The sequence below is a fragment of the Streptosporangium pseudovulgare genome (assembly GCF_014648055.1).
In the GTDB taxonomy this organism is placed as follows: Bacteria; Actinomycetota; Actinomycetes; order Streptosporangiales; family Streptosporangiaceae; genus Streptosporangium; species Streptosporangium pseudovulgare.
The window spans coordinates 187,762-207,832 of the sequence record NZ_BMQJ01000001.1 but is presented as its reverse complement, the minus strand read 5'-3'; the positions used below and the strand labels follow the sequence as shown (position 1 = coordinate 207,832).

The following is a 20,071-nucleotide window of genomic DNA, read 5'->3' as shown; positions in this document are numbered from 1 at the left end:
GACGGAGGGCGGTGGAACGGACGGGGAGGACCGCTGGTGACGTGACCGGGGCCGGAGGGCCGGCGGGGTGGTCAAGAGGGCCGAAGGGCCGGGCGGGATGGTCGTGAGGGCCGAAGGGCCGAAGGGCCGGAGGGTCGGCGGGTCGGAGGGTCGGCGGGTCGGCGGGGTGGTCGTGAGGGCCGGAGGGCCGGCGGGGTGGTCGTGAGGGCCGGAGGGCCGGCGGGGTGGTCGTGAGGGCCGAAGGGCCGGCGGGGTGGTCAAGAGGGCCGGTGGGGTGACCGGGGCGGCCGGGGAAGGGCCGGCGGGGGCCGCCCAATAGACTCGGCCGCATCATGGCCGTACAGATCTCACCCAGCATCCTGTCCGCCGACTTCGCCCGTCTCGCCGAGGCGGCCGCGGCGGTCCCCAACGCCGACTGGCTGCACGTGGACGTCATGGACAACCACTTCGTGCCCAACCTGACCCTCGGCCTGCCGGTCGTGGAGTCGCTGCTCAAGGCCACCTCGCTGCCGCTCGACTGCCACCTCATGATCGAGGACCCGGACCGCTGGGCCCCGGCCTACGCCGAGGCGGGCGCGGGCAGCGTGACGATCCACGCCGAGGCCGCCAAGGCGCCGGTCCGCACCCTGCGCGAGATCCGCTCCGCCGGGGCGCGCGCGGGCCTCGCGCTGAACCCGGCCACCCCCGTCGAGCCGTACGAGGACCTGCTCGGTGAGATCGACATGCTGCTGCTCATGACGGTCGAGCCCGGCTTCGGCGGGCAGAGGTTCCTCGACATGGTGCTGCCCAAGATCCGCCGGTCCCGCGAGCTGATCGACGCGCACGGCGGCCGGCTCTGGCTGCAGGTGGACGGGGGCGTGTCGGAGAGCACCATCGAGCGCTGCGCGGAGGCGGGCGCGGACGTCTTCGTGGCGGGCAACGCCGTCTACGGCGCCGACGACCCGGCCCACGCGGTGGACGTCCTGCGCTCCGTCGCAGCCAAGACCGGCCCGGCCGGCGAGAACGCCTGACCGGCCCGGCCGGTGGGAACGCCTGACCGGTGGGCGCCCGGCCGGGGAGAACGCCTGACCGGCCCATCCGCCCCCGCCGGAGTTCTGTCATGCTTGTGTCATAGGCCCGAGACGTGTCGCCCCCGGTCACCCGGGGGTGCCCACGCGTTCACGACGGGAGGTGACGCATGGATCACGGGCTGTTCGGACCGGGCTCGGTGACCTGGCGCGTGATGGGCGAGCCGATCCTGCTGGTCGGCGGGTTCAGGGCGCTGCTGATGCAGGGCCTGCACCCCAGGGCGATGCGCGGGGTCGCGCAGAACTCCGCGTTGATGGACCCGGCCGAGGCGTGGTCCCGCTTCCTGCGCACCTCCGAGTTCGTCCGGGTGCGGACCTACGGCACGACCGCCGAGGTCGCCGCGGCCGGGGCCAGGGTCAGGAAGATCCACTCCCGGCTCCGGGCCTTCGACCCCGACACCGGGGAGCGCTACCGCCTCGACGACCCCGACGCGCTGTCCTGGGTCCACGTCGGCGAGGTCGACTCCTACCTGTCGGTGGCCCGGCGGGCCGGGGTGCGGCTGAGCGACGCCGACGCCGACCGGTTCGTGGCCGAGCAGCGGCGCGCCGCCGAGGTCGTCGGCCTCAGCCCGGACGCCGTGCCCGGCTCGGTCCGCGAGATGCGCGACTACATCGAGGCCCGCCGTCCCGGCCTTTACTTCGCCCCCGAGGTGCCGCACCCGCTGCGCCAGTCGATCACCCAGTCCATCAGCGCGCCGCTCCCGCCGTACCTCCTGCCGTTCAAGCCGGTCCTGCCCGCGCTGACCGTGCTGGCCTTCGCCACCATGCCGCGCTGGGCACGCAGGCTGTACGGCCTGCCCGGCACGCCGTTCGGCGACCTGTGGGCCACCGCCACCCTGCGGGCACTGCAGACCGGCATCGGCCTGGTCCCCACCCCGGTGCGCTACAGCCCCGACGCCCGCCGGGCGCGGCGTCTGACGGCCGGGCGGGCCGCCTGAGCCGTCCGGGCCGCCTTTGAGGGGGTTCCGGCATCCGGTAGGGGTGTTCCATGCGGTTTGCCGCGCGTGGCACACTGATGTACGGGGACGCCGACCTTCGGCGAGGCGCTCCCCGAAAGGCAAGAGCAGCGTGCTCCGGGGTCGGTGAAACTCCGAACCGGCGGTTACAGTCCGCGACCCGGTCGAATCCATCGACCGGTTGACCCGGTGGAATTCCGGGACCGACGGTTAAAGTCCGGATGGGAGGAAGCGCGCGAGCGGGAGAAGTGTCTTCGGGCACCCTTCCGCCGATGACGGTGCGGGCCGCCGCCGCGAGCGGCGCGCGTTCCGTCGTGATCTCCCCCGGGGCCGCCGTGGCAGGCAAAGCTACTGGCGACGAGGAGACCCGGGTGACTGATCTGGCGCACATGCGCCGGGCGATCGAGCTCGCCGCGCGCGGACGCGGTACCACCAGCCCCAACCCCGTGGTCGGATGCGTCGTCCTCGACGCCTCGGGCCGGGTGGCGGGGGAGGGGTTCCACGCCCACGCCGGCGGCCCCCACGCCGAGGTGGTCGCGCTGCGCGCCGCCGGCGAGCGCGCCCGGGGCGGCACCGCCTACGTCACCCTCGAACCCTGCGACCACACCGGGCGCACCGGGCCCTGCTCCGCCGCGCTGCTGGCGGCGGGCGTCGCCCGCGTCGTCGTCGCGGTGCGCGACCCCAACCCGGAGGCGGCCGGCGGCGCCGAGCGCCTGCGGCGGCACGGGGTGACGGTGGAGACCGGCGTCCTCACCGCCGAGGCCGAGCGCGGCAACGCCGAGTGGCTGACCTCCGTACGGCTCGGCCGCCCGCACGTCACCTGGAAGTACGCCGCGACGATGGACGGCCGCTCCGCCGCCGCCGACGGCACCAGCCAGTGGATCACCTCCCCCGAGGCCCGCGCCGACGTGCACCGCCTGCGCGCCGAGGCCGACGCGGTCGTGGCGGGCATCGGCACCGTCCTCGCCGACGACCCTCTCCTGACCGCCCGCCCCGCCGGCGGGCCGCCCGCCCGGCAGCCGCTGCGCGTGGTCGTCGACTCCGCCGCCCGCACCCCCGCCGGCGCCCGCGTCCTGGACGACGGGGCGCCCACCCTGGTGGCGGTCGCCGCCGACGCCGACCCCGTCGCGGTCAGGGCCGTCGCCGGGCGGGCCGAGGTGGTGCGGCTGCCGCGGCGCGAGCCGTACGGCCTCGACCTGGCGGAGCTGCTCGCCGAGCTGCGCCGCCGGGAGGTCGTCGGCGTGCTGCTGGAGGGCGGCCCCACACTCGCGGGCTCGTTCCTGCGCGAGGGCCTGGTGGACCGGGTCGTCGGCTACCTCGCGCCCGCGCTGCTGGGCGCGGGGGCCGCCGCGCTCGGACCGGCCGGCGTCGCCACGATCGCCGGCACCCACCGGCTGGAGTTCGAGGATGTCACCCCCACCGGCCCGGACCTGCGGCTCACCGCCCGGCCGATACCCCTTCGAGGAGATGCGGATGTTCACCGGAATCGTTGAGGAGCTCGGCGAGATCGCCGCGGTCGAGCCGCTGCCGGACGCGGCGCGGCTGTCGGTCCGCGGCCCGGTCGTGACCGCCGACGCCCGGCACGGCGACTCGATCGCCGTCAACGGCGTCTGCCTGACCGTGGTGGAGGTGGACGGCGACGTCTTCACCGCCGACGTGATGAAGGAGACCCTGGACCGCAGCTCCCTCGGGGCGCTGCGGCCCGGCTCCCCGGTCAACCTGGAGCGGGCCGTCCGCGCCGACGCGCGCCTGGGCGGTCACATCGTCCAGGGCCACGTCGACGGCACCGGCACGCTGCTGTCGCGCGAACCGGGCGAGCACTGGGAGGTCGTCAGGATCTCGCTGCCGGCCGAGCTGAACCGCTACGTGGTCGAGAAGGGCTCGATCGCGGTGGACGGCGTCAGCCTGACCGTGGCGGGCGTGGACGGCGAGAGCCTCACCGTCAGTCTGATCCCTACCACGCTGCGGCTCACCACCCTCGGCGCCAAGCGGCCGGGCGACCCGGTGAACCTGGAGGCCGACGTCATCGCCAAGCACGTGGAGAAGCTGACCGCCGGCTACGTCCCCGGAGCCGCGTCGTGAACTGGGCGAACACGGGATTCGAGATCTTCGGCACGAAGGTGCTCTGGACCGACCTGATCGGCAACGTCGCCGCCCTGGCCACGGTGCTGCTGGCGATCCGCAAGTCGCTGTGGACCTGGCCGGTGCAGCTCACCGCCGCGGTCCTGCTGTTCATCACCTACGCGAACGCCCACCTCACCGGAAACGTGCTCAAGCAGACCATGTTCGGCGGCCTCGCGGTCTACGGCTGGTGGCGGTGGTCGCGTGGCACCCGCGACGGCGGGAGCCTGCCGGTACGGCCCGCGCGGGCCGCCGAACGCGCCGGGATGATCGCGACCCTGCTGGTCGGCACGATCGCGGTGGGCGTCGTCTTCTACGTCGCCAAGCTGTCGTGGGGCGCGGCCGTCCCCCCGCCCAAGGGCTACTACCTGGTCGCCGCCGACGCCTACATCTTCGTCGGCAGCGCCGTCGCCACCTGGGCGCAGGGGCGGGCGCTGGTCGACTTCTGGATCGTCTGGGTGGCCGTCGACCTGGTCGGCGTGCCGCTGTCCTTCAAGTCCGGACTCGTCGTGTCCGGGGCGGTGTACGGGGTGTTCTTCGTGCTCGTCCTGGCCGGGTTCCTGAACTGGCTCAAGGAGTACCGCTCCTCCCGGGCGGCACTCGTCCCCGAGGAGGCGCTGTGACCGTGCTCGACCCGATCGAACGGGCCATCAACGACATCCGCGACGGCCGCCCCGTCGTGGTCGTCGACGACGAGAACCGCGAGAACGAGGGTGACATCATCTTCGCCGCGGCCCGTGCCACCCCGCAGCTGCTGGCCTTCACCATCCGCCACACCAGCGGCGTGATCTGCGTGTCGATGCCCGGTGAGGCCCTCGACCGGCTCGGTCTGCCGCTGATGGTCAGCGACAACCGCGAGCGGCTGCGCACCGCCTACACGATCAGCGTGGACGCCCGCGACGGCGTGACCACCGGCATCTCCGCCGCCGACCGGGCCAAGACGATCCGCACCCTGTGCGACTCGGCGACCGAGCCCTACGAGCTGGTACGGCCCGGCCACGTCTTCCCGCTGCGCTACCGCGACGGCGGCGTGCTGGTGCGGCGCGGCCACACCGAGGCGGCCGTGGACCTCGCCAGGCTGGCCGGGCTGACCCCGGCGGGCGCGCTCGCCGAGGTCGTCAACGACGACGGCACCATGAAGCGGCTGCCCGAGCTGCGCGAGTTCTGCGACGAGCACGACCTGGCGCTGGTCTCCATCGAGCAGCTCGCCGAGTTCCGCCGCAGGACCGAGCGGATGGTGACCCGGGTCGCCGAGACCCGGCTGCCGAACCGGCACGGCATGTGGCGCGCCTACGGCTACTCCAGCGCCCTGGACGGCGGCGAGCACCTCGCCCTCGTCTACGGTGACCTGGAGGACGGTGAGAACGTCCTGGTCCGGGCCCATTCCGAGTGCCTGACCGGCGACGTGCTCGGCTCGCTGCGCTGCGACTGCGGGGTGCAGCTCGACAACGCCATGTCGATGATCGCCGAGGAGGGCCGCGGGGTGGTCGTGTACCTGCGCGGCCACGAGGGCCGCGGCATCGGGCTGCTGGCCAAGCTCCGCGCCTACAGCCTGCAGGACGCCGGCAGCGACACCGTGGACGCCAACCTGGAGCTCGGGCTGCCGGTGGACGCCCGCGAGTTCTCCAACGCCGGGCAGATCCTCTCCGACCTGGGCGTGAAGTCGGTCCGGCTGCTCACCAACAACCCGGCCAAGCTGCGCGGGATGGACGGCTACGGCGTCAAGGTGCTCGGCCGCGAGCCGATGCCGGTGGCGCTGAACCCGTACAACGAGAGGTACCTCACGGCCAAGCGCGACCGCCTCGGCCACGACATCGGACAGGAACCGCCGGGAGGGGCGATGACAGGGGGGATCGGCGGGCGGACCGCGCCCGGCGCACCGGTCGTGCCGGGCACAGAGGGCACACCGGGTATACAGGGCGCACCTGGCACGTGGGACGCGGCGGACGTGCCGGGCGCCGAGGGCGCGTCGGACGTGCCGGTCGTGCCGGTCATGCCGGGCGTCCGCGGCGGGCGGGAGGACGCGTGAGCGGCACCGGAAGGCCCCCGGCCGACGCCGCCGACGCCGCCGGGCTGACCGTCGGCATCGTGGCCGCCCGGTGGCACGCGGAGATCACCGACCGGCTCGTGGAGCGGGCCGTCCAGGCCGCCCGGGACAGCGGCGCCGCCGAGACCGTGGTCCGGGTGGCCGGGTCGCTGGAGATCCCCGTCGTGGCCCAGGCGCTGGCCGCCCGCTGCGACGCGGTCGTCGCCCTCGGAGCGGTGATCCGCGGGGAGACCGCCCACTTCGACTACGTCTGCGACTCGGTGACCTCCGGCCTGACCCGGATCTCCCTCGACGAGCGGACGCCGGTCGGCAACGGCGTGCTGACCTGTGACACCCTCCAGCAGGCGCTCGACCGCGCCGGGCTGCCGGGCAGCAAGGAGGACAAGGGCTACGAGGCCACCGTCGCCGCCCTGGAGACCGCGCTGCTGCTGCGCGACCTCGCCCCCGGAGAGGCGTCCCGCTAGGGACCCCGCGGGTCCCGGCCGCTCCCGGGGCCCGCTTCCGGGATCCGGCCCGCTTCCGGGATCGCTCCGGCCGCTTCCGGGGTCCGCTTCCGGGATCCGGCCCGCTTCCGGGATCGCTCCGGCCGCTTCCGGGGCGTTCGGCCTGCTTCCAGGGTCGCTCCGGTCGCTCCCGGGGTCCGCGGGCCGGTCCGCCGGTCCCGCCGCGGCCGGGCGGCCCGTGCCGTACGGGCGCCCGCCGGTCCGCCGCGGCGCGGCCCGGCCGAGCCGGGGGCACGGGCCGCCGGGGTGTGCGATAGATTTCGTCAGGTGCCGTGATAGCCGTCACAACCGCTCTGAGCGGCGGTTTCCCGAAGGATCGTGATCGTCCAGTGAGCCCCGAGAGCGTCCCCGCGCCCGCGCTGCCCGTCGTGTGGCGGCCGAAGAAGGGGCGGGTCGTGGCCTACGGTTTCGCCGGGGTGGTCGTGCTGGGCGCGCTGGTGATGGCGTTCGTGCTGCCCGAGCCGTTCGGCCTGGCCGACCGGATCGCGATGGTCGCGCTCGGTGGGATGATCGCCTGGCTGCTGCACCTGCTCGGGAGATGCCGGGTGGAGGCCGACGAGCGGGGCGTCACCGTGGTCAACCCGCTGCGGGTGCACCGCTACGAGTGGCCCGAGGTCCTGGGGGTGACGCTGGTCGACAGCGAGCCCTGGGCGAAGATCGACTTCGCCGACGGCGCGACCGTCGGCGCCATGGGCCTGCAGGGCTCGGAGAAGGACCGGACCGTACGGCAGGTCCGCGAGCTGCTGGCGCTCATCCGGGAGCGCGGGGAGACCGACGAGCGCCGCTGAGCACCACCGGGTGCCACCGGACGCCACCGAGCGCCATCGGGCGTCGCTGAGCGCCGCCGGGCCAGGTCCACCCGATGGGGCCGCCGGATCCGGGATCCGTCGAGCGCCGCCGGGACCGGCTGATCCGCCGGGACGGGTTGATCCGCCGGGTCCGCCGTACCGCGGAATCCGCCGGAACCGGACACCGCCGGAACCCCTGGAAACGGGTGGGCGGGCGTAGCCTGATGTGGTGCGGACGACCGACGCGTCAGACCTCGGCTCGCCCGGCGAGCTGGCCGGGCTGCTCGACCGGCAGGCGTACCTCGCCGACGAGGGGCTGGCCACCGCCGCCTTCCTGGCGCTGCGGATGGGCCGCCCGCTGCTGCTGGAGGGCGCGGCGGGGGTCGGCAAGACCGAGCTGGCCAGGGCCCTGGCCGCCGTGCTGGACGCGCCGCTGATCAGGTTGCAGTGCTACGAGGGCCTCGACGGCCCCCAGGCCCTCTACGACTGGGACTTCGCCCGCCAGCTCCTGCACCTCAAGGCCGCCGAGGCGGGCGGGGCCGCCGACCCGGCCCGCCTGGAGACGGAGGTCTACGACCGGCGCTTCCTGGTCGCCCGGCCGCTGCTGCGGGCGATCGAGACCTGGCCCAGCGTGCTGCTGATCGACGAGATCGACCGGGCCGACGTGGAGTTCGAGGCGATCCTGCTCGAAGTGCTCTCCGACTTCGCGATCTCCGTCCCGGAGCTCGGCACGATCCGCGCCGAGCGCCCCCCGGTCGTCGTGCTGACCTCCAACCGCACCCGCGAGGTGCACGACGCCCTGAAACGGCGCTGCCTCTACCACTGGCTGGAGCACCCCTCCTTCGACCGGGAGGTCGCGATCCTGCTGCGCCGCCTTCCCGCCTGTTCCGAGACGCTCGCCCGGCAGGTCGCCCGCGCGGCCGGGCGGCTGCGCGGGGCCGAGCTGGTCAAACCGCCGGGGATCGCCGAGACCCTCGACTGGACCGAGGCCCTGCTGACCCTCGGCGCCCGCGACCTCGACCCCGCCCTGGCCGCCGCCACGCTCGGCGCCCTGCTCAAGCACCGGGAGGACCACGAGGCCGCGCTCGGGAACGGGCTGTTCGATGACCTCCGCCGCTGACGCCCGCGATCCGGCCGCCTGCGATCCGGCTGCCCGTGATCCGGCTGCCCGTGATCCGGCCGCTCGTGATCCGGCCGGCCGCGACCTGGTCGCCGTCATGACCGGTTTCGCCCGGACGCTCCGGGCCGCAGGGGTGCCCGCCGACCACACCAGGACCCAGGGGCTGCTGCGCGCGCTGTCCCACCTGGACGCCGCCCGGCCCGGGGACGTCTACTGGGCCGGCCGGCTCACCCTGTGCGCCTCCGCCGAGGACCTGCCCCGCTACGACCGGGTGTTCGCGGCCTACTTCGGGGGCCTGCGGGCGGGTCCCGCCCGGTCCGCGACGGTGACCGTCACCCGGCACGTCGCCACCCTCGCCGGTGAGTCCGGCGACGGCGGCGAGCGGGAGTCCGCGGCGCGGCCGGCCGGCGCCAGCGAGCTGGAGGTGCTGCGCAACCGGGACGTGGCCAGGCTGACCGCGGCCGAACTGGCCGAGGTGCACCGGCTGCTGGCCCTGCTCCGGGCCGGGCGCGAGCGGCGCAGGTCGCGGCGGTCCCGGCCGTCCCGGCGGGGACGGCTCGACCCCGCCGCGACGATCCGCGAGACCCTGCGGCGCGGCGGGGAGACCGCCCGGCTGCGCCGCCGCGTCCACCGCACCAGGCCCCGCCGGGTCGTGCTGGTGGTCGACGTCAGCGGCTCCATGACCCCCTACGCCGACACGCTGCTGCGCTTCGGCCACGCTCTCGTCGCCACCGAGCCCGGGGCCACCGAGGTGTTCAGCGCCGGCACCCGCCTCACCCGCGTCACCGCCGAGCTGCGCCGCCGCGACCCCGCCGCCGCGATGGACGCCGTGTCCCGCGCCGTCCCCGACTGGAGCGGCGGCACCCGCCTCGGGGAGGAGCTGCGCCGGCTCCTCGCGCTGAACGACGCCCGCGGCGCGACCGTGGTCATCGCCTCCGACGGGTGGGAACGCGGCGACGTCTCGCTGCTGGGCGCCCAGATGGCCCGGCTGTCGCGGGTGGCGCACCGGGTGGTCTGGGTCAACCCGCACCGGGGGCGGGAGGGCTACCGGCCGCTCACCGCCGGGATGCGCGCGGCCCTGCCGTACGTCGACGACTTCGTCGCCGGGCACAGCCTGGCGGCGTTCGAGGAACTGGCCGCGCTTCTGGGAGGGGCTCATGCGTGACGTGTTGTCGCAGATCGTGCGGTGGTGGGCGGCCGGTGAGACGTTCGGCCTGGCCACCGTGGTGAGCACCTTCCGCAGCGCGCCCCGCCCGCCGGGCGCCGCCATGGCCGTGTCCGGCGAGGAGGCCGAGGGCAGCGTCTCGGGCGGCTGCGTCGAGGGCGCCGTCTACGAGCTGGCCCGCGAGGTGGCCGCCTCCGGCGTCCCGGTCCTGCAGCGGTACGGCGTGAGCGACGACGACGCCTTCTCGGCCGGTCTGACCTGCGGGGGCATCCTCGACGTGTTCGTCGAGCCGGTCTCGCGCGAGGCGTTCCCCGAGCTGGGGGAGGTGGCCGGGTCGGTCTCCGCCCGCGAGCCGGTGGCGGTGGCGACCGTGCTGTCCGGGCCCGGCCGGACCGGCGCCCGCCGGATCGTCTGGCCGGACCGGGCCTCCGGCTCCCTCGGCGGGGACCGGCTGGACGACGCCGTCGACGACGACGCCCGCGGCATGCTCGCCCAGGGGATCACCGGGATCCGCCGGTACGGCCCGCACGGCGAGCGGCGGCTCGACGACCTGGCGGTCTTCGTGCACTCCTTCGCCCCGCCGCCCCGGATGCTGGTCTTCGGCGCGATCGACTTCGCCGCCGCGGTGGCCAGGATCGGCAAGTTCCTCGGCTACCACGTGGTCGTCTGCGACGCCCGGCCGGTCTTCGCCACGGCCAGGCGCTTCCCGGACGCCGACGAGGTCGTGGTCAGGTGGCCGCACGACTACCTGACCTCGATCACCGTGGACGAGCGCACCGCGATCTGCGTGCTCACCCACGACCCCCGCTTCGACGTGCCGCTGCTGGAGGTCGCGCTGCGCACCCCGGCCGGCTACGTCGGCGCGATGGGCTCGCGCCGTACCCACGAGGACCGTCTGGAGCGGCTGCGGCAGGCCGGGCTGGGGGAGGCCGAGCTGGAGCGGTTGCGCTCGCCGATCGGGCTCGACCTGGGCGCGCGGACCCCCGAGGAGACGGCGGTCTCCATCGCCGCCGAGCTGGTCCAGCTGCGCTGGGGCGGTTCAGGGCGGCCGCTCACCGGCGGCTCCGGGCGCATCCACGGGGACGGGGTCCGGCGGTGACCCGAGGGACCCCAAGCGCCCCAGGCGCCCCAGAGGCCCCGGGCACCCCGGACCCGGAGATCCACGGGGCGGGCGGGCCCGCCGAGCCGGTCACCGCCGGGCTGCTGCTGGCCGCCGGGGCGGGCTCGCGGCTCGGCACGCCCAAGGCGCTGGTCGAGTTCCGGGGGGAGCGGCTGGTCGACCGCGGGGTGCGGACGCTGCGCGAGGGCGGCTGCCACCCGGTGGTCGTCGTGCTCGGGGCCGCGACCGCGCAGGTGCGCGGGGCGGTGACGGTGCGCAACCCCCGGTGGCGCACCGGCATGGGCTCCTCCCTGCGCGCCGGCCTGGCCGCGCTGCCGGACGACGCCGAGCGGGTCGTGATCGCCCTGGTGGACCAGCCGTTCGTCGGACCGGAGGCGGTGCGGCGGCTGATCCGGGCCGCGCGGCAGGGCGCGTCGGTGGCCGTCGCCGCCTACGGCGGGGCGCCGAGGAACCCGGTGCTGATCGCGAGGGAACACTTCGGGCGGGTCGCCGCGATGGCGACCGGCGACGTCGGCGCCCGGCCGTTCCTGCGGGCCCACGCCGAGCTGGTCGTCGCGGTGGCCTGCGACGACGTGGGCGACCCGGCCGACATCGACACCCCGGCCGACCTGTCGGCGCTGCGGGAGCGGTGACCCGCGCGCCGGACGCCGCGGGCCGTGCCGGCCGCCGTGCCGTCACGGCCGTGATCCGGGCGGGACCTCTCGTGGACGGAACCTAGAAGCGCAGGGTGGCCACGGCCGCGCGGTGGTCGCTGCCCGCGGCCTCCTCGACCGCCGCGCCGGTGGCGACCAGGCCGCGGTAGAGGATGTGGTCGGGCCGGGTGACGGGGAAGGACGCCGGCCAGGTGAAGCCGAACCCCGACCCCGCCTCCTGCTGGGCGTCCAGCAGCGGGGGCACCAGGCCGGAGCGGTTGCGGTCGGTGGTGGCGGTGTTGAGGTCGCCGAGCAGGAGCAGGCGCCGGCTGGTGTCGGCGTCGATGATCCGCCGGACGTAGGAGAGGTTCTTGTCGCGCATGGCCGTCTCGCCGGGACGGGCCGAGGCCAGGTGCATGACGTAGACGGTCACCCTGCCCTTGGGGGTGCTCAGCACGGCCCGCAGCGCCCGCGCCCAGGCCAGGCCGATGTCCGCCTTGCGGGCCTCGATGATCGGGAACCGGCTCCACAGGCCCACCGTCGTGACCTGGTAGTGGTACGGGAGGACCTCGCCGAGCGCTTTGGCCGCCGGGCCGCCCTGGGTGAGCTCCTGCACGGCGACGAGGTCCCTGCTCTCGGCCAGGGCCCGTACGGCCCGCCCGGAGGCGGCGTTGGTCACCCCCACGTTGAGCGTGGCGACCGACAGGTCGCTCGGCCCGCCGGGCGGCCTGCGCAGCAGGGCGGGGCCGAACATGACCCCCCACACGGCCGCCGGGACCAGCGCGGCGGCGACGGCCTTCCACGAGCGGGCCGGCAGCGCGCCCAGCAGCAGGAGCGGCACGGCGACGCCGAGCCAGGGCAGCCCGCTCTCCAGAACCGGCGTGAACCCGCCGAGGTCCGGCAGGAGCCCGTGGCCGCCGAGGACCAGGGCCAGCGCCCCCGCCAACACGATGATCATCCGCTCGAGCACTGCGCTGCTCCCCGCCCGCCTGACCATGATCCTCCACTGCCCCCGGAACGCGTACGCTACCGGCTTCGCGGCGCGAAGGGGGGCGCTTGGTGGCCGGCCGGTGAGTCGATAGCCTGTTCCGCGAAGGCAGCGGAACAACATTCGGTTTCCCCGGGCCGCCCGGGTGACCGCGTAAGCCGGAAAAAGGCCCGCGGGCGGGCCCGGACGCGTGCGGAAGGACGATCTCACGATGCGCATCGGCATGGCCCTGAACTACTCGGGGGGCTTCAAGGAGACGGTGGCCGAACTGGCCGACTACGAGAAGGCGGGGCTCGACATCGTCTTCGTGGCCGAGGCGTACAGCTTCGACGCGGTGAGCCAGATGGGCTACATCGCGGCGAGGACGGAACGGCTGCAGATCGCCTCCGGCATCCTGCCGATCTACTCCCGCACCCCGACCCTGCTGGCCATGACCGCCGCCGGCATGGACTACGTCTCCGACGGCCGCTTCACCCTGGGCCTGGGCGCCTCGGGGCCGCAGGTCATCGAGGGCTTCCACGGCGTGCCGTACACCGCGCCGCTGGGCCGTACCCGCGAGGTCGTGGAGATCTGCCGCCGGGTCTGGAGGCGCGAGCGCCTGACCTACGAGGGCAGGTACTACAACGTTCCGCTGCCCGCGGACCAGGGCACCGGCCTGGGCAAGCCCCTGAAGATCATCAACCGTCCGGTCCGGGACCGCATCCCCATCGTGATCGCCGCCATCGGGCCCAAGAACGTCGAGCTGGCCGCCGAGCTGGCGGAGGGCTGGGAGCCGATCTTCTACATGCCGGAGAAGGCCGCCGACGTCTGGGGGGCGTCCCTGGCCGCGGGGAAGGCCAGGCGCGACCCGGCCCTGGGTGAGCTCGACGTCATCGCCCAGGCGCCGCTGGCCATCGGCGAGGACGTGTCGGAGTGGCTGGAGCTGGGCCGGCCGATGGCCGCCCTCTACATCGGCGGCATGGGCGCCAAGGGCAAGAACTTCTACAACGACCTCGCCCGCCGCTACGGCTACGAGAAGGAGGCCGAGCAGATCCAGAACCTCTACCTCGACGGCAAGAAGGACGAGGCCGCCGCGCTCGTCCCGAGGGAGCTGCTGGAGCAGATGTCGCTGATCGGCCCGGAGAGCCACGTCCGCGAGCGCCTGCAGGTGATGCGGGACTCGGGCGTCACCACGATCAACGTCGCCCCGCTGGGCCGTACGCACGCCGAGCGGGTCCGGCTGATCGAGAAGGTCAGGGACCTCGCGTCCTGACCCCGCGCGCCTTTTCCCGAAGGGGGTACGGCTCCGGCCGTACCCCCTTCTCGTGTCCCGGCGGCCCGCCGGGCCACGCCGTCCGCGCCACCCGCACGAGCCCGCGCCGGGTCACGCCGTTCGCGCCATCCGTACGGGCCCGCGCCGCCCACACCGCTCACGCCACCCGCATCACCCGCGCCGTCCGCGGCGGATCGCGCCGCCCGCGCCGTCCTCCGTCCGCGCGACCGCCCCGGGTTCCGTCGTTCTCCGGCTCGTCGGCCGTTGACAAACCCCCTGATCTTTCCTGAAATGTGAGGTGGATCACAGAGAAAGGGGGAATCATGGGGCGAACGGGTCGGTTCTACCCCCTCGTGAGGTTCTCTCCGGTGATCGTGTGGCTCGTCGAGCGGCTGCACGTCGATCTGTGCCGCACCAGCAGCCGTCTCTGTCGCTGACCCCGGTCCACCCTCGATCACCCCCTTTTCCTCACCGGCACGACCGCGTCCGCTCCGGCGTGCCTTCTTCCCGAAAGTCTTTTCATGAAGAAGTTCTCCTTCTCCCTGCAACTACTGCTGGGCCTGGCCGTCGGCATCGTCCTCGGCTTCGTCGCCCGGGCCGGCGACGTCTCCTGGCTCACCGCCACCCTGACCGAGGTCGGCAAGATCTTCGTCCAGCTCCTCAAGCTGGCCGTCCCGCCGCTGGTCTTCACCGCCGTCATCGTCAGCGTGGCCAACCTGCGCAACGTCAACGGCGCCGCCCGGCTGGCAGGCAAGACGCTGATGTGGTTCCTGGGCAGCTCGCTGATCGCCGTGGCGTTCGGTATCGGCCTCGGGCTGCTGCTCAACCCGGGCCAGGGCGTCACCATCTCCACGGCGGGCGCCAAGGCCCCCGACCTGGAGGGCGCCGGCACCTGGGTCGACTTCCTGACCGGAATCATCCCGACCAACATCGTGACCTCCTTCACCGAGGTCAACGTCCTGCAGATCGTCTTCCTGGGGGCCGTCCTCGGCGCCGCCGCCATCGCGGTGGGGGAGAAGGCCAAGCCGTTCCTCGACCTCGGCCAGTCCGTCCTGGAGCTGGTCCAGAAGGCCCTGTGGTGGATCATCCGGCTGGCCCCGATCGGCACCGCCGGACTCATCGGCAAGTCCATCGCCACCTACGGCTGGGACCTGCTGGCCCCCCTCGCCAAGTTCAGCGCGGGCGTCTACATCGGCTGCGCCCTGGTCCTGTTCGTCAGCTACCCGCTGCTGCTGGCCCTCGCCGGCAAGGTCAGCCCGCTGACCTTCTACCGCAACGCCTGGCCCGCCATCGAGCTGGCCTTCGTCTCCCGCTCCTCGGTCGGCACCATGCCGCTCACCCAGCGCGTCACCACCGAGCGCCTCGGCGTGGACCGCGACTACGCCTCCTTCGCCGTGCCGTTCGGGGCGACCACCAAGATGGACGGCTGCGCCGCGATCTACCCGGCCCTCGCCGCGATCTTCGTGGCCCAGGTGTTCGGCGTCCCGCTCGGAGTCGGCGACTACCTGCTGATCGCGTTCGTCTCCGTGGTCGGCTCCGCCGCCACCGCCGGCCTGACCGGCGCGATCGTGATGCTCACCCTCACCCTCAGCACGCTCGGCCTGCCGCTTGAGGGCGTCGGCCTGCTGCTGGCGATCGACCCGATCCTCGACATGATCCGCACCGCCACCAACGTGGCCGGCCAGATGGTCGTGCCGGTCATCGTGGCCCGCTCCGAGGGCAGGCTCGACGAGGCGATCCTCAACGCCCCGCCGCAGCCGCTGGACGAGGCCCCCGCCCCCGCTCCCACCCCCGGTCGCGGCGGAGCGGAGCCCGTTCCGGCCTGACGCCTCGCGCCTGAGGGCGGGTCCCGGTCCACCGGGGCCCGCCCTCCGCGCGTTCCGCACCGGGCGCCCGCGCGGGTGCCCCGCCCCTGTCCGCCGGTGATCCGTACGGCGTGTGCCCGTCCCGGCCGGGTGGCGCGGGAAGAATCGCGAAACCGGCAATACCATGCCTTAATGACCGTCACTCATGCCCGGCGCCGCGAGCGCCTGGCGGCCCTGCTCCCCGCCTGCGAGGCGGACGCGATCCTGGTCACCGGCGCCGTCAACGTCCGCTACCTGACCGGCCTGGACAGCTCCAACGCGGCCCTGCTCGTCCGGGCCGACGCCCGCGCCGCGCTCGCCACCGACTCCCGCTACGCCGAGACCGCCCGGCGGGTCTGCCCCGACGTCGAGGTGATCGAGGACCGCGACGTCGCCGGGGTCCTGGCCACGGCCGCCCTGGACGGCTCGCCGCCCGGCCGCCTCGCCGTCGAGGCGCACCGGATGACGGCGGACGCCTACTTCGCGCTGGGCGGGGACCTGCTGCGGCTGTCCGGCCTGGTGGAGTCGGTGCGCCGGGTCAAGGACGACGAGGAGATCGGCCTGCTGCGCACCGCGTGCGAGCTGACCGACCGGGCGTTCGCCGAACTGCTTCCCACGCTGAGGCCCGGCCTGACCGAGCGGGAGATCGCCCGGGCGCTGGAGCGCCTCATGACGGACCTGGGCGCCGACGCGCCCGCCTTCGCCACGATCGTGGCGAGCGGGCCCAACGGCTCCATCCCGCACCACTCGCCCTCGGACCGGCCCCTCGCCCGCGGCGACCTCGTCACGATGGACTTCGGGGCGCGCTACGGCGGCTACCACGCCGACATGACCCGGACGGTGGCGATCGGCGAGCCCGCCGACTGGCAGCGCGAGCTGTACGACCTGGTCCGCGCCGCCCAGCGCGCGGGCCGCGAGGCCGTACGGCCCGGCGCCGCCACCCACGAGGTGGACGCCGCCGCCCGCGACCTCATCACCGCGGCCGGCCACGGCGGGCACTTCGGCCACGGCCTCGGGCACGGCGTCGGGCTGGAGATCCACGAGGTGCCGTTCCTGTCCCCGGCCCCGGCCGCCGCGAAGACCGATCCGGGGCGCGGGCACGCTAGACTAGAGGATCGAGTACCGGTCACCGTTGAGCCCGGGGTCTACATACCTGGCAGGGGCGGCGTCCGCATCGAGGACACGCTCGTGACACGTGATGACGGACCGGAACTTCTCACACGGACGACCAAAGAGCTGCTTGTCCTTTAAGAGCGGCCGTACGCAGGAGAAACTAGTGGCGACGACGAACGACCTCAAGAACGGCCTGGTGCTCAAGCTCGACGGCGGCGAGCTCTGGACCGTCGTGGAGTTCCAGCACGTCAAGCCCGGCAAGGGTGGTGCGTTCGTCCGCACCAAGCTGAAGAACATCCTGTCGGGCAAGGTCGTGGACAAGACCTTCAACGCGGGCGTCAAGGTCGAGGTGGCCAACGTCGACAAGCGGGAGATGCAGTTCTCCTACATGGACGGCGACGAGTTCGTGTTCATGGACACCGAGACCTACGACATGCTCAACGTCTCCCGGGTCGCGGTCGGCGACGCCGCGAACTACCTGCTGGAGAACATGCTCGCCACCGTGGCGATCAACGAGGGCAACGTCCTGTACGTCGAGCTCCCGGCGGCCGTCGAGCTGACCATCGCCGAGACCGAGCCGGGCCTGCAGGGCGACCGCTCCACCGGTGGCACCAAGCCCGCCAAGCTGGAGACCGGCGCCGAGATCAAGGTGCCGCTGTTCATCACGACCGGCGAGAAGGTCAAGGTCGACACCCGCACCGGCGATTACCTCGGCCGCGCCTGATGTCGGCACGCGGTAAGGCGCGCAGGCGCGCGCTCGACATCCTGTTCGAGTCGGAGGCGCGCGGCGAGGACCCTCTCAAGATCCTCGCGGAGCGCCTGGAGCGGGCCGACCCGCCGGTCAACGAGTACACCGCGGCGATCGTCGAGGGCGTGTGCCGTCACCGTGACCGCATCGACGAGCTGATCACCACGTACTCCGAGGGCTGGACCCTCGACCGCATGCCCGCGGTCGACCGCAACCTGCTGCGCGGCGGCACCTACGAGCTGCTGTGGATGCCCGACGTCCCCGAGGGCGTCGTCATCAGCGAGTGGGTCGGTCTGGCCTCGGAGCTGTCCACCGATGAGTCGCCGCAGTTCGTCAACGGGCTGATGGCGCGGTTCAAGCAGCTCAAGCCCTCCCTGGCGCTGTAGGGCCCGTTCCGGCCGGGGCCCCTGCGCCCCCGCCGCCCCCGGTTCCCCGGAGGGCCGCCGGGGGCCGTACACGGGAGCGGCCGTAGGCTGGGCTGGTCACCGGCCAGAGGGAGGCGATCCGAAGTTGCGCGCCGTAGGCACTTCACGGCAGTCAGGTACCCCGGCGGTCCGCACCGCCGTGGTCTGGGACGTCCTGCGGGCGGTGCTCGCCGAACGGTCGTCCGCCACCGGCCGGGACCGGCTCGACATCGTCGACGCCGGGGGCGGCACGGGGGGCTTCGCCGTACCGCTGGCCGAGCTGGGGCACGCCGTCACGGTCGTCGACCCCAGCCCCGACTCGCTGGCGGCCCTGGAGCGGCGCGCCGCGGAGGCGGGGGTGGGCGTGCGCGCCCTGCAGGGCGACGCCGCCGACCTCGGCGACCTGCTACCGGCCGGTTCCGCCGACCTGGTGCTGTGCCACAGCGTGCTGGAGTACGTCGAGGACCCCGCGGGGGCGCTGACCGCCATGGGCGGCCTGCTGCGCGCGGGCGGCGTGATCAGCGTGCTGGCCGCCAACCCGGTCGCCGCCGCGCTGCACCGTTCGGTCGCCGGCCGGTTCGACGAGGCCCGCGAGGTCCTGGGCGACCCTGAGGGCCGCTGGGGAGACCGCGACCCCACGCCCCGCCGCTTCACCCGCGAGGCCCTGTCCCGGCTCCTCACCGGGGCCGGATTCACCCCCGGCGACGCCCACGGCGTGCGGATCTTCGCCGACCTGGTGCCCAGCCGGCTGCTCGACGGCGAGCCGGGCGCGGCGCGCGCGCTGGTCGCGCTGGAGCAGGCGGCCGCCGCGCACCCGGTGCTCCGGGACATCGCGACCCAGCTGCACGTCCTCGGCCACCGATGAGGGTTGTGGCGAACGCCTGTTCCCATAGGATGGCGGGGTGTCGAGGAAACAGCAGGTGCCACGTCCCGGGCCGGCGCTCGGCACCGACGACACCGGCTGCCCGATCCTGCACGTCGACATGGACGCCTTCTACGCGAGCGTCGAGCTGCGTGAGCGTCCCGAGCTGCGCGGCGTCCCCGTCATCATCGGTGATCCCGGCGCGCGGGGCGTGGTGCTCAGCGCGACGTACGAGGCCAGGCGGTTCGGGGTGCACTCGGCGATGCCCATGACCCGGGCCCGCCGGCTCTGCCCCCGGGCGGTGGTCATCCCGCCCAGCCGGCACAAGTACGCGGAGGTCTCCCGCGGCGTCATGGAGATCTTCCGCTCGATCACCCCCGACGTGGAGCCGATCGCCTCCGACGAGGCGTTCCTCGACGTCGGCGGGGCCCGCAAGCGGCTCGGCCGTCCCGCCGTGATCGCCGCGGCGATCCGCGAGCGGGTCGTCCGGGAGCACGGGATCACCTGCTCGGTCGGGGTGGCCGGCAGCAAGTTCGTGGCGAAGCTCGCCTCCCAGCACTGCAAGCCCGACGGCCTGCTGGTGGTGCCCGCCGGCGAGGTCGTCGACTTCCTCCACCCCCTGCCCGTCGCGGCCCTGTGGGGCGTCGGCGAGCGCACCGAGCGCTCCCTGGTACGGCTCGGCATCAAGACGGTCGGCGACCTCGCCCACACCCCGGTCGACGCCCTGCGGCGCGAGCTGGGCCAGGCGGCCGGGACGCACCTGGCCGAGCTGGCCTGGGGGCGCGATCCGCGCCCGGTGCGGGCCGACGTGCCCGACAAGAGCATCGGCGCCGAGGAGACGTTCGCCACAGATGTCGGCGACCCGGTGGAGATCCGCCGCGAGTTGCTGCGCCTGTCGGAGCGGGTCGCGGCCCGGCTGCGCGAGGGCGGTCACGTGGGCCGCACGGTCAGCGTCAAGCTCCGCCGCGCCGACTTCAGCACCATCACCCGGTCGCGGACCCTGCGGGAGCCCACCGACGTCGCCCGTGACCTCTACACCGTCGCCTGCGAGCTGTACACCGCCTCTGGCCTGGGCCGGACGCCGCTGCGGCTGGTCGGGGTGCGGGTGGAGAACCTCCGCTCCGCCGCCGAGACGCCCCGGCAGCTCGGGCTGGACGAGCGGGAGAAGGGCTGGCGGGAGGCGGAGCGGGCCATGGACCGGGCGGCCCGCAGGTTCGGACGAGATGTGGTGCTCCCGGCTTCTCTTGTCCGCCCTCCGTTTGATGAAATAGATCTATGACGTCACCTCCGGTTTGGACTACGTTGGACGTTTTCTTTCGTCTACGTCTACAGCCTCGTATT

At 74.1% G+C, this 20,071-nt stretch carries 19 protein-coding genes, 1 pseudogene and 1 riboswitch; of the genes and pseudogenes, 19 read left to right on the top strand and 1 reads right to left on the bottom strand.

Annotated features, from left to right (window positions below; genetic code table 11):
* Positions 1–332: 332 nt before the first annotated feature.
* The 12 genes and pseudogenes from rpe (at position 333) to IEZ10_RS00735 (ending at position 11,519) form a co-directional block, all read left to right on the top strand.
* Positions 333–1,010, top strand: a complete 678-nt coding sequence (gene rpe, locus IEZ10_RS00790) for a ribulose-phosphate 3-epimerase (protein WP_189244495.1) — start codon at positions 333–335, stop codon at positions 1,008–1,010.
* 167 nt (positions 1,011–1,177) lie between these two features.
* Positions 1,178–2,005, top strand: a complete 828-nt coding sequence (locus tag IEZ10_RS00785; RefSeq protein WP_189244494.1) for an oxygenase MpaB family protein — start codon at positions 1,178–1,180, stop codon at positions 2,003–2,005.
* 126 nt (positions 2,006–2,131) lie between these two features.
* Positions 2,132–2,262, top strand: a riboswitch (FMN riboswitch).
* Between the two features lie 132 nt (positions 2,263–2,394).
* Entirely contained in the window at positions 2,395–3,516 is a 1,122-nt protein-coding gene (ribD, locus tag IEZ10_RS00780) for a bifunctional diaminohydroxyphosphoribosylaminopyrimidine deaminase/5-amino-6-(5-phosphoribosylamino)uracil reductase RibD (RefSeq protein WP_229810811.1), read from the top strand.
* Complete coding sequence (locus IEZ10_RS00775; protein ID WP_189244493.1) at positions 3,497–4,105, top strand: riboflavin synthase; 609 nt, start codon at positions 3,497–3,499, stop codon at positions 4,103–4,105. The genes ribD and IEZ10_RS00775 overlap by 20 nt, the downstream gene beginning before the upstream one ends.
* Positions 4,102–4,767 carry a nicotinamide mononucleotide transporter family protein gene (locus IEZ10_RS00770; RefSeq protein WP_189244492.1) on the top strand — a complete coding sequence of 222 codons (666 nt, stop codon included), beginning with the start codon at positions 4,102–4,104 and terminating at the stop codon, positions 4,765–4,767. The genes IEZ10_RS00775 and IEZ10_RS00770 overlap by 4 nt, the downstream gene beginning before the upstream one ends.
* A pseudogene (locus tag IEZ10_RS00765) lies at positions 4,764–5,960 on the top strand (bifunctional 3,4-dihydroxy-2-butanone-4-phosphate synthase/GTP cyclohydrolase II); the annotation flags it as partial. The gene IEZ10_RS00770 and the pseudogene IEZ10_RS00765, both read left to right, overlap by 4 nt.
* A gap of 209 nt (positions 5,961–6,169) precedes the next feature.
* The gene (gene ribH / locus IEZ10_RS00760) at positions 6,170–6,655 is read left to right on the top strand and encodes a 6,7-dimethyl-8-ribityllumazine synthase (RefSeq protein WP_189244491.1); all 486 of its coding nucleotides are present in this window, start codon (positions 6,170–6,172) and stop codon (positions 6,653–6,655) included.
* Between the two features lie 368 nt (positions 6,656–7,023).
* Positions 7,024–7,482, top strand: a complete 459-nt coding sequence (locus IEZ10_RS00755; protein WP_189244490.1) for a PH domain-containing protein — start codon at positions 7,024–7,026, stop codon at positions 7,480–7,482.
* Positions 7,483–7,711: 229 nt separating this feature from the next.
* Positions 7,712–8,602 carry an AAA family ATPase gene (locus IEZ10_RS00750; RefSeq protein ID WP_229810810.1) on the top strand — a complete coding sequence of 297 codons (891 nt, stop codon included), beginning with the start codon at positions 7,712–7,714 and terminating at the stop codon, positions 8,600–8,602.
* A gap of 97 nt (positions 8,603–8,699) precedes the next feature.
* Entirely contained in the window at positions 8,700–9,767 is a 1,068-nt protein-coding gene (locus tag IEZ10_RS00745; RefSeq protein ID WP_229810809.1) for a vWA domain-containing protein, read from the top strand.
* Positions 9,760–10,866: an XdhC family protein gene (locus IEZ10_RS00740; protein ID WP_189244487.1), complete on the top strand. Its 1,107-nt coding sequence runs from the start codon at positions 9,760–9,762 to the stop codon at positions 10,864–10,866. Before IEZ10_RS00745 ends, IEZ10_RS00740 begins: the two co-directional genes overlap by 8 nt.
* Positions 10,867–10,925: 59 nt before the next feature.
* Entirely contained in the window at positions 10,926–11,519 is a 594-nt protein-coding gene (locus IEZ10_RS00735; protein WP_189245026.1) for a nucleotidyltransferase family protein, read from the top strand.
* Between the two features lie 82 nt (positions 11,520–11,601).
* Here IEZ10_RS00735 and IEZ10_RS00730 read toward each other — a convergent pair whose 3' ends face one another.
* Complete coding sequence (locus IEZ10_RS00730; RefSeq protein ID WP_189244486.1) at positions 11,602–12,489, bottom strand: endonuclease/exonuclease/phosphatase family protein; 888 nt, start codon at positions 12,487–12,489, stop codon at positions 11,602–11,604.
* 229 nt (positions 12,490–12,718) lie between these two features.
* Between IEZ10_RS00730 and IEZ10_RS00725 the strand changes: the two genes are divergently transcribed.
* From IEZ10_RS00725 to dinB, 7 genes are all read left to right on the top strand, one after another.
* Positions 12,719–13,759 carry an LLM class F420-dependent oxidoreductase gene (locus tag IEZ10_RS00725; protein WP_189244485.1) on the top strand — a complete coding sequence of 347 codons (1,041 nt, stop codon included), beginning with the start codon at positions 12,719–12,721 and terminating at the stop codon, positions 13,757–13,759.
* Between the two features lie 521 nt (positions 13,760–14,280).
* Complete coding sequence (locus tag IEZ10_RS00720) at positions 14,281–15,585, top strand: dicarboxylate/amino acid:cation symporter (protein ID WP_189244484.1); 1,305 nt, start codon at positions 14,281–14,283, stop codon at positions 15,583–15,585.
* A 171-nt stretch (positions 15,586–15,756) separates the two neighbouring features.
* On the top strand, positions 15,757–16,854 hold the full coding sequence (locus IEZ10_RS00715; protein ID WP_189244483.1) for a M24 family metallopeptidase: 1,098 nt from the start codon (positions 15,757–15,759) through the stop codon (positions 16,852–16,854).
* Positions 16,855–16,879: 25 nt separating this feature from the next.
* A complete protein-coding gene (efp, locus tag IEZ10_RS00710; protein WP_179818427.1) occupies positions 16,880–17,440 on the top strand; it encodes an elongation factor P in 561 nt (186 codons plus the stop codon).
* Positions 17,440–17,850 (top strand): transcription antitermination factor NusB, encoded by a 411-nt coding sequence (nusB, locus tag IEZ10_RS00705; RefSeq protein WP_179818426.1) that lies wholly within the window; start codon positions 17,440–17,442, stop codon positions 17,848–17,850. Before efp ends, nusB begins: the two co-directional genes overlap by 1 nt.
* A gap of 124 nt (positions 17,851–17,974) precedes the next feature.
* Positions 17,975–18,733 carry a methyltransferase domain-containing protein gene (locus tag IEZ10_RS00700; RefSeq protein WP_189244482.1) on the top strand — a complete coding sequence of 253 codons (759 nt, stop codon included), beginning with the start codon at positions 17,975–17,977 and terminating at the stop codon, positions 18,731–18,733.
* A gap of 37 nt (positions 18,734–18,770) precedes the next feature.
* Entirely contained in the window at positions 18,771–20,009 is a 1,239-nt protein-coding gene (gene dinB, locus IEZ10_RS00695) for a DNA polymerase IV (RefSeq protein ID WP_189244481.1), read from the top strand.
* The last annotated feature ends 62 nt before the right edge of the window (positions 20,010–20,071 follow it).

Bases quoted from the DNA above. Each gene is read 5' to 3' on its own strand.
- rpe (WP_189244495.1), top strand. From the start codon at position 333: ATGGCCGTACAGATCTCACCCAGCATCCTGTCCGCCGACTTCGCCCGT.
- IEZ10_RS00785 (WP_189244494.1), top strand. From the start codon at position 1,178: ATGGATCACGGGCTGTTCGGACCGGGCTCGGTGACCTGGCGCGTGATG.
- IEZ10_RS00775 (WP_189244493.1), top strand. From the start codon at position 3,497: ATGTTCACCGGAATCGTTGAGGAGCTCGGCGAGATCGCCGCGGTCGAG.
- IEZ10_RS00745 (WP_229810809.1), top strand. From the start codon at position 8,700: ATGACCGGTTTCGCCCGGACGCTCCGGGCCGCAGGGGTGCCCGCCGAC.
- IEZ10_RS00740 (WP_189244487.1), top strand. From the start codon at position 9,760: ATGCGTGACGTGTTGTCGCAGATCGTGCGGTGGTGGGCGGCCGGTGAG.
- IEZ10_RS00725 (WP_189244485.1), top strand. From the start codon at position 12,719: ATGCGCATCGGCATGGCCCTGAACTACTCGGGGGGCTTCAAGGAGACG.
- IEZ10_RS00720 (WP_189244484.1), top strand. From the start codon at position 14,281: ATGAAGAAGTTCTCCTTCTCCCTGCAACTACTGCTGGGCCTGGCCGTC.
- IEZ10_RS00715 (WP_189244483.1), top strand. From the start codon at position 15,757: ATGACCGTCACTCATGCCCGGCGCCGCGAGCGCCTGGCGGCCCTGCTC.
- nusB (WP_179818426.1), top strand. From the start codon at position 17,440: ATGTCGGCACGCGGTAAGGCGCGCAGGCGCGCGCTCGACATCCTGTTC.